Origin of the sequence: Amycolatopsis sp. cmx-11-12, from assembly GCF_046269425.1 — a bacterium.
Classification (GTDB): Bacteria; Actinomycetota; Actinomycetes; order Mycobacteriales; family Pseudonocardiaceae; genus Amycolatopsis.
Genome location: NZ_JADNQM010000034.1, coordinates 96050 through 103812, shown reverse-complemented (window position 1 = coordinate 103812; position 7763 = coordinate 96050). Strand labels below are relative to the sequence as shown.

Sequence of the window (7763 nt, the reverse complement as noted above, 5' to 3'; positions counted from 1 at the left end):
CGGACGTTGAACGTCCGGAATCCTCCCCGCTCAGGGGGCTCCGCAACCGGTGTGACCCGTGACGGTGAAGGAATGGGGACACTGAACGTCCCCATTCCTTCATCGTCAGCCTCATGCAGGCGGCGAACAGCCGCCTGACCTGCAAGACCTCGACTTTGCCGGGACCCTGACCTTGAGGGTAGGGAAGGAGGCCTTCACGGCCGCCGGTTCGCCAGTTCGCCACATCGACCTCAGTGACCCCAAGCGTCACGACCGAGCCGCATGAAGGCCCCTTTCCTTGCGCCTAGCGCAAGTAAGGACCCCTTCACGTACTTGCGAGACGCGACGCGACGCGCTCCAACGCCGCAAGTAGTCGACTAAACGCGACACCACCCTCAAGAACGCGTCCAATCCTGCCCCACCCGCTCCCACTCCCGCTCCCAAGCCGCGCGCCGCGCCCGGTTCAGCAGGGACCGCGCGAGCAGGAATCCCGCCGCCAGCACCGTCACCGCGATCAGCCACGCCCCCACCCCGACGCCGACACCCGTGCTGGTCGCGTCGACAGGCATCACCGGCGGAGCGACGACGGCGCCGGACTCGTCGAGCCACACCGTCACCCCGTCGCCCGCCGAAGCGCCGAGGTCGGCGGAGGCGAGCGTCTCCCGATACGTCCCGTCCGGCAACGCCCAGCGAGCCGGCACCTCCGCGGTGTCGACGGAAGGGGTCCCGTCGACGCCGAAGCGCACCGAAGGAGTGTCTTCGAGAAGGAACGCGGTCGTCGAATGACGCGTGGCCGTCTCGAGGGCCGAGCGCGCCATCATGGTCGCGTAAGCCTCGGAACCGGCCGCCGCGGCCAGCGGCACGCCGAGCAATGCCGCCGCGACGCCGCCGACGAGGATCGCCGCCTCGATCCGATCCCAGATCCGGGCGAGTGGGTTCCGGCCGGGGTGGATCCGGCGCCACAGGAACAGAAGCGACACGACGGGCCTCCTTCACCGGTTCCCCACCGACAAGACTGCGTCGCGAAGAGCCGGAGAAATAGGAGGCTTTGGTCCTGTCAGCGGCGAGGAACGTTCTCGTCCGGGACCACGTGCGCGGAGGCCGCCTGGTTCATCGCACGACGTGTTCGTACGTGGACCGCAGGTCCTCCACCGGACCCGGCGGCGCGACCAGTGGCCCTTTCGCCCAGTCGCAGCCGAGTTCGTGCAGCACTTCCAGCTGCCGCGCGGTCTCGACTCCTTCGGCGACCACCACGAGGTCGACGGCGTGCGCCATCGCCATGATTCCGGCGACGATCGGCTCGGCGTCGCTCGACCTGCCGAGATCGGCCACGAACGACCGGTCGATTTCGATCACGTTCAGATCGAGCCGGCACAACTGGGCGAGCGACGAATACCCGGCGCCGAACCGTTCCGCGGTCACCTTGACCCCGGTCTTCCGCAACGCGTCGACGGCGTCGGCCGCGTCCTTCAGCGCCGTTTCGTCGACGTCGAGACTGAGGTCGTGCGGCCTCAGCCCCGCGCTCTCCAGGGTTGTCTGGACCACTTGCAGCAACATGGGATCGCCCAGTTGGCGCACCGAAAGGCTCACATTCACATTACAGTGCACACCATGATCGGCACGCCATCGGGAGATCTCACCGACGGCCTTGGAGAGGACCTCCGCACCGATGATGGTCAAGAGATCGCCGTCGTCGGCGATCTCGACCAATTCCGCCGGATCGATCGGCCCGCGGACAGGGTGATCCCAGCGGGATTTCGCCTTCACCGCGACCATCTCACCGGTCCGCAAATCGACGACGGGCTGATAAACGGTCTCGATCAGGCCCGCCGCGACGGCGTTCCGCAGATCCTGCTCCAGGATGAAACGATCGTGAACCCGTTCCCGCATGATCGACGCATAGAAAGCGTATCGGCCGGGTCCGAATGTTTTCGCCTGATACATCGCCAAATCGGCGTCTTCCAGCAATTCATCGGCACTGCGGGTATCGCCGGGTTCGGCGATCACTATTCCGATACTCGTATTGATATGCAGTTCGCGCCCGTGCACGGTGAGCGATTCGGCGAGATGACGCTGGAGGTGATCCGCCAGCGCCCGCACCTCGGCGGCTTCGGTATAACCGGTGGTGATGACCAGGAACTCGTCCCCGCCGAGCCGTCCGACCAGGTCCGAGGGCCCGGCGGCGGCCCGCAGCCGCTCGCCGATGATGCGCAGCACCTGGTCACCGACGGTATGACCGAGCGAATCGTTGATGATCTTGAACTTGTCGAGGTCGATGAACATCACCGTGGTCGTCCCCGCCGGATCGGCGATGGTGCGGCCGAGGTGGTTCAGCGCGAGCGTGCGGTTCGCGAGTCTGGTCAGCGGATCGTGGGTCGCCTCGTAGGCCAGCCGCTCGCTGATCGCGCGCCGTTCGGTGATGTCGGCGAACGAGGTCAGCACCGAGGGGACGCTCTGCCCCGGCGCCATCAGCGGGCCGGAGGTCAGCGAAAGCCACCGGTGCGCACCGTCGCGCCGCCGCACCTGCACGACCCGCCCGGTCTCGACCTTCCCGGACCGCCGCACGCGCGCGGACGGCAGATCGTCGACAGGCACCGGGACGCCGTACTCGTCGTGCAGCCGCAGCGTCCGGCTCTCCAGGCCGACCAGGGAACCGTCCGGCACCCCGGAGATCCGGTGCGCCGCGGAGTTCGCCAGCTCGATCCGCCCACCGGGGCCGACCACCAGCACCCCTTCGTCGAGGGTCTCGACGACGGTGGCGAATTCGGCCTCGGCCCGGCGCTGCGCGGTCTCGTCGGCGCACAGCAGCACGTAGCCGTCGAACATCTCGGCCGCGGAGACCCGCACCGCCAGCGCCGTGCCGTCGGCGCTGAAATGCGTGGCCTGCACGACACCGCCCGCCGCGACGACCTGCCGCGGACTCATCGGCGCGCCGACGACCTCGGACACCGGAACCCCGATGACCTGGTCGAGATCATGTCCGTAGACGGCCTCGGCGGCCGGGTTCCAGCTCGTCACCAGCCCATCGGGCGAGGTCGCGATGATCGCGTCACTCGCGTGGCCGACCAGCGCGGCCTGAAACCGCAGACCGGCTTCAGCCGCCTTATGCGTGGTCAGATCGCGCATGATCACCTGATAGGCGGGTTTGCCCTCCCAGGTGGTGAGCACCGCCTGGGATTCGACGGCGACCTTGCCGCCTTGAAGGGTCTGCAAGGTCATCTCGGTCGGTTCGCTGAAGGAGCCGGGCGTGACCAGCGACCCGATCCGCTCCAGCAGCGCGTCCCGCGAGTCGGCGTCGACGAGGTCCGTGATGTGCATCCCGATGATCTCGGTCGACACGTTCGCGCCGACGAACCGCATCGTGGCCGAGTTCACGAACACGACTTTGCCGCGCTGGTGAACACAGATGCCATAAGGGCTCGCCTCGACCATCGTGAGGTATTGCGTACCCAATGCACCGCCGTCGGAATTTTGCTCCAAAAGGCGGTACCCCTTGCCGAGAAAGGCGAGTGCGGGTTCACCGCGCTGATCCCTCTCGGCGGACAACTCGGTCAGCAAACGGACGAGCGACGTATGCCGGTAAGCGGTTCCGGGCGGGCCGGGTTCTCCAACCGTGCAGGTCGCGGTGCCGTTCGCTGGCGAGGAATCCTGATCCGGCCGGTGGGTGTCGGGAGTCCCACCGTCGAGATCGTCAGGATCCATCTGATCCAAACCCCCTACTCGACTGATGTAGCTTCCGATTAGATCACTAAATCGACGTAGCCGTCCTCCTCGTCCAGCTGACCGGTGCGGCTTTTCCACCCCAGCGTTGACGGAATGTAGTTGAAGGGAAACACGTGCGGAGCAAAACCGACATCTGCGGCATCGGAGCCGTAACCGCCTACGGCTGGGGGCGCGAATCGCTGTGGGAGGGCCTCGCGAGCGGCGTTCCCAGCCCCCAATTCACCGAAGGTTTCGGGGAGACCCCGGAACTGCCCGGCTGGGTCGGGCACATCGCCGAAGGCGGCAGACGACAGGACGGCAACCTGCACGGCCGCGCCCTGCTCGCCGCCGCGCGAGAGGCGATCGAAGACGCCAGTACGCGAGGCTGGTCGCCGGGACGGCGGGTCGGCGTCATCTCCGGCGGTGTCCGGGAGGATCTGCGGACCTGGGACAGGCTCACCGGCCTCGGCGAGGAACTCATGTACCGGCGCGAGTTCATCGGCATGATGCCCTCGACCCCGATCTGCGCGCTGATGTCGGAGTTCGGCTTCCACGGTCCTTCGATGGCCACGTCCGCGATGTGCGCGACCGGCAGTGCCGCGGTGCTCACCGCGAAGATGTGGCTGGACGCGGGAATGGCCGACGACGTCGTGGTGGTCACCACCGATCTGTCCGCGACCAGGACGATGGTGCGTAACTTCGTGCACTGCGGGGTCGCGATCACCGACGCGCCCCCGCTCGAGGCATGCCGTCCTTTCCAAGAGGGCACAAGGGGTTTCACCTTCTCCGAGGCCGCGGTCGCGGTGGTGCTGACCCAGCGGAAGACCGACGCGTACGCGACCGTGCGGGGCGGCGCCATGGCGCACGAGGCGCACAACGCGATGGCGCTCGACCCCGACGCGACGACAGCGATCGCGGCGGTGGCCGACGCACTGGAGAACGCGGACGCCGCCCCGGGCGACGTCCGATACCTGAACGCGCACGGAACCGGCACGAAACTGTGCCACCGCTCGGAATCCCGGATCCTCGACACGGTCTTCCCGCGCAGCACGGAGATCTACTCGATCAAACCGCTGACCGGCCACAGTCAGTCGGGCAGCGCGCTGACCGAGATCGCGGCGACCTGCCTCGCGGCGCAGCGCGACCTGGTCCCGGCGCCGAAACCGGTGGCGGACGGGCATCCGCAGCTGATGGGCGGGCCGTCCCGGCCGGAAAGCGGGCTCACCGTGAAGACGTCGATCGGGATGGGCGGCTATGTCACCGCCGTCGTCTTGGATACCGCCTAGAGCGTGTCTCCCGAACTGAAGTGGGCAGGTTGGGCGAGGACACGCGCGCGCGTTTCTTTTCGGCCGGAGGCCTCGGATTTGCGGAGGCGGGCCGCTGACACGGCTGGGTGAGTGACCAGCTGGTGCCGCGGCCCGGCTGCGGAAATCCGAAAGCGCGCTTTGAGAGATACCGCCTAGATAACACACGGTACCAACATCGTCACGAAGTGTCATACTCCGTGCTCAAGTGGTCGATACTCCCAAGTAGCGACACGCACCGAGCACGGAGGCGGCCATGAGCCCGAGAACGGCATCCGACAATCTCGTCCACAACTACCTGTTCTTGCGGCGTGCCATCGGATTCCTCGGGATCGGGCTGCCCTTCGTGCTGATCTTCGGGAAGATCGCCGTCGACGGCGGTGGCCTGCTCAACTCGATCAGCGGCTACTACTACTCGGGGATGCGTGACGTCTGGGTCGGCGTCATGTGCGCGATCGGCGTCTTCCTGTTGTCCTACCGGGGTTACGGCCGGGTCGACGACATCGCCGGGAACATCGCGGCGGTGGCCGCGGTCGGGGTGGCGCTCTTCCCCACCACACCGTCGAACGGCGACCGCACCGATGAGATCATCGGCATGCTGCACCTCGCCTTCGCCTCGGTCTTCTTCCTGACACTGGCGTTCTTCTGCATCGTGCTGTTCACCAAGTCGGACAAGGAGATCCCCGGCGCCCGCAAGCCCGCACGGAACCGGCTGTACGTCACCTCGGGCGTGATCATGCTGGCGTGCCTCGCTTTGATCGTGCTCTGCGGCCTGGTCTTCGACGACGTGACGAAGTCGCTCTACCCGGCACTGTGGCTGGAATCGGCGGCGATCCTCGCGTTCGGTGTCGCGTGGCTCACCAAGGGCGGGACGCTGCTGCCGGACAAGACGGTGCCGGCGGGAACGCGCGTGACGGCCTGACCTGTACCGGAGCCGGACGGATCAAGGTAAAGGAACCTTTATCATCGGCCGGGTCGTTGACGCCATATGACTGAGCGCATCGCACTCCAGCTCGGCCGCCGCGATCTCCTGGTGGTCGCGGGAATTCCCGGGGCGGGCAAGACCACCCTGCTGTCCCGGGCGGCGACCGGCGCGATGCCGGTGCTCGACTCCGACCAGGTCCGCGCGCGGCTACGCGAGAGACTGCCCGCCGCGCTGCCGTACCGGTTCTACCGGCCACTCGTCCACCTGTGGCACCGCGCGCGGGTCGTCGGGTTCGCGCTGGCGGACGACGGTCCGCTGGTCGTGCACGAGCCGTCGACCCGCGCGACGACCCGCGGGCTGCTGGCCCTGCTCGGCCTGCTGAGCCGCCGTCCGGTCCGGCTGCTGTGGCTCGACGTCTCGCCGGAGGAGGCCCGCGCCGGCCAGATCGCGCGCGGGCGGGTCATCCGGCGGCATTCGTTCGCCCGCCATGTCAGAAGGGCCGAGAAGCTGCGCCGTGAACTGCGGGCAGGCTGGGTCCCGGCCGGCTGGCACGGCGCGCGGATGGTGACCCGTGAGGTCACCGGGGCGCTGCGGTTCGTCACCGAGGAAGAACCGGGGAGAGAGGCCGGGCACCGAGTTCAGTCAGATACCCACGTAGCTCTCGGCGAAGAAGTCTTGGTGCGCGCGGGAAGTCCGCAGGCTCTCCAGGCGCGTGTCCCGTAGCGCCCGCTGGAAGACGGCCTCGTCGTCGTAGCCTGCCGGACTGTGCAGGAGGGTGATCAGCCAGTGCGAGAATTCCTGCGCCCGCCAGATCCGCGGCAGACACTCCGCGGAGTACCGATCGAGCGCTGTCGTGTCGTGCTCGTCGTGGGCGGCGATCAACGCACTGGCGAGGATCTCGGCCTCCATCAGCGCGAGATTCGCGCCTTTCGCCGCGGAAGGGCTGATCAGGCTCGCCGCGTCGCCCGCGAGGAACAGGTTCCCGCGCTGGATCGTGTCCATCACATGCGAACCCAGGTCCACGATGCGGCGCTCGATGATGGCGCCCTGTTTCAGCGGACCGTACTGGTCGGCGCGCATCCGCTGATGCAGTTCGTCCCAGATCCGGTCGTCCGTCCAGATTTCCGAATCCTCGCCGCGCGGGACTTCAAGGTAATAGCGCGTCACCGTCGACGTCCTCGCCATATGCCCGGCGAATCCGCGTTCGTGCATCGCGTACCCGACCGCGGACATACTGGGCGGCGCTTCGGCGAGGATCGCGAGCCAGGAAATCGCGTGGTCCCGCTGGAAGACCCGGGCGGGCACGGATCTCCGGGAAGCACCGCGCTGACCGTCGCAACCGGCGATGTACTTGGCACGCAAGAGAACTTCATCGGCGATGACGGTGGCTTCCGTCCCCGACACCGACGACACCTCGGTCCCGAACTTGATCTCCCCGCCACGCGCGAGGAATTCCGCGATCAGATCGGTGACCAGGAATTGCTGCGGATAGACGGTGTGCACCTCACCGGCGGCGAGTTCGCTGTACTTGAGCTCGAATTCCGTCTGCTCGTAACGAAAAGCGCAAGTGTCGTGCTGGACACCGGTGCGGAGAAGTCCGTCGGCGAGCCCGTTCGCGTCGAGTACACGTACACTGTTCGCGGCGAGAAACCCCGCCCTGGCACGGTTTTCGACCTGCTCGCGGCTCTTCCGTTCCAGGATCAGGCAGTCGATTCCGGCCGCGCGCAAGAGGTTTCCGAGCACCAGCCCGGCCGGGCCTGCGCCCACGATCAGTACATCAGCGTCGTTCTTTCCCACGAAAGCCCCCCAATACCGCCCCCTGCGGTCCAAGGTACACAAATCGCTTTGACGGG

6 protein-coding genes are annotated in these 7763 nt (G+C 67.2%); 3 read left to right on the top strand and 3 right to left on the bottom strand.

Annotated elements, in window-relative coordinates:
* Positions 1-374: 374 nt before the first annotated feature.
* On the bottom strand, positions 375-959 hold the full coding sequence (locus tag ACLARN_RS34530; protein WP_409495663.1) for a hypothetical protein: 585 nt from the start codon (positions 957-959) through the stop codon (positions 375-377).
* Between the two features lie 130 nt (positions 960-1089).
* A complete protein-coding gene (locus tag ACLARN_RS34525; RefSeq protein ID WP_409495662.1) occupies positions 1090-3681 on the bottom strand; it encodes an EAL domain-containing protein in 2592 nt (863 codons plus the stop codon).
* Positions 3682-3815: 134 nt separating this feature from the next.
* On the opposite strand from ACLARN_RS34525, the gene ACLARN_RS34520 reads away from it, so the two are divergent.
* From ACLARN_RS34520 to ACLARN_RS34510, 3 genes are all read left to right on the top strand, one after another.
* Entirely contained in the window at positions 3816-4967 is a 1152-nt protein-coding gene (locus tag ACLARN_RS34520) for a beta-ketoacyl synthase N-terminal-like domain-containing protein (protein WP_409495661.1), read from the top strand.
* 274 nt (positions 4968-5241) lie between these two features.
* The gene (locus tag ACLARN_RS34515) at positions 5242-5907 is read left to right on the top strand and encodes a DUF998 domain-containing protein (RefSeq protein ID WP_409495660.1); all 666 of its coding nucleotides are present in this window, start codon (positions 5242-5244) and stop codon (positions 5905-5907) included.
* Positions 5908-5973: 66 nt separating this feature from the next.
* The gene (locus ACLARN_RS34510) at positions 5974-6633 is read left to right on the top strand and encodes an AAA family ATPase (protein ID WP_409495659.1); all 660 of its coding nucleotides are present in this window, start codon (positions 5974-5976) and stop codon (positions 6631-6633) included.
* On the opposite strand, the gene ACLARN_RS34505 is transcribed toward ACLARN_RS34510, so the two are convergent.
* Positions 6553-7707 (bottom strand): 4-hydroxybenzoate 3-monooxygenase, encoded by a 1155-nt coding sequence (locus ACLARN_RS34505; RefSeq protein ID WP_409495658.1) that lies wholly within the window; start codon positions 7705-7707, stop codon positions 6553-6555. The genes ACLARN_RS34510 and ACLARN_RS34505 overlap by 81 nt on opposite strands.
* Between the last annotated feature and the right edge of the window lie 56 nt (positions 7708-7763).